Annotated in this window: 2 protein-coding genes; both read right to left on the bottom strand. The window is 49.5% G+C overall.

The window, feature by feature from the left end; all coding sequences use genetic code 11:
* Window positions 1-122 precede the first annotated feature (122 nt).
* On the bottom strand, window positions 123-617 hold the full coding sequence (locus tag AC19YT_RS28340; protein WP_500611397.1) for a hypothetical protein: 495 nt from the start codon (window positions 615-617) through the stop codon (window positions 123-125).
* A 35-nt stretch (window positions 618-652) separates the two neighbouring features.
* Window positions 653-761 (bottom strand): IS3 family transposase (locus AC19YT_RS28335; RefSeq protein ID WP_130886728.1); only part of this gene is annotated, 109 nt, incomplete at its 5' end.

Below are 761 nucleotides of genomic sequence, written 5' to 3'. Positions count from 1 at the left end.
AGTTGTACGAGTTCTTGAAGACGGAATTTAGAAATCGCTTTGAGGCTGTCTAATACTTGTATGAGGCTACTAGCCGTAAAGTGGTGGCTGATACTGCCACTCAGATTATGTTGAGCTCGCCTCTAGGGACTGGCCTTTTTTTCGCCGAGATCCCGCCAATTACCGCCGGTATCTCGGTGTAGGTCTCGAAGGTAGCTCGAGAGTGCCTCAAACACGGAGTTTTGAGCGGCCGGTTGTGAAATGCCAAATGCAATACTCAGTGCTTTGTCGACATCGCAACGGGCTCGAACTTTTGCACACACCTGTTCGAAGCTATCGCTTCGCAGAATCAGCAGGACGGCTTCTTCGAGGCAGAGTAAGCGAATCCACATTCCATGGGTGACTTCTTGATCATCTAGCTTGGAAAGCGCAACGAAGGCTCTCTTGTCGCCACTTATCATTCTGTCCTGGGCATTTTGGAGCAGAGCGGCGAACAAGACTGCCTCGCTGGATTCGATGTCTGGGCGCTCGAAGTTCAGAACGTAATTCGAGTGTTCTACCCGGACTTCAACGATGCTGGCATTGGTGATCAGTTCTGCTGCTAAGGCCACCGATTCAATAGAACCGAGTTTTTTCAATGCAGCCTGGTGATCATTGAATCGCCCCGGGTTCTCTAGACACCTTGCAAGCTCATTGCGTGACGCTTTTCAAACTCTACCGGTGACAGCTGATTGTTGAAACCATGTCGACGTTTTGAGTTGTAGAACATTTCGATGTAATCG

This window comes from Pseudomonas sp. MF08875 (assembly GCF_059862525.1).
Note: the sequence above shows the minus strand (reverse complement) of the source record. Positions and strands in the feature narration are given on the sequence as shown.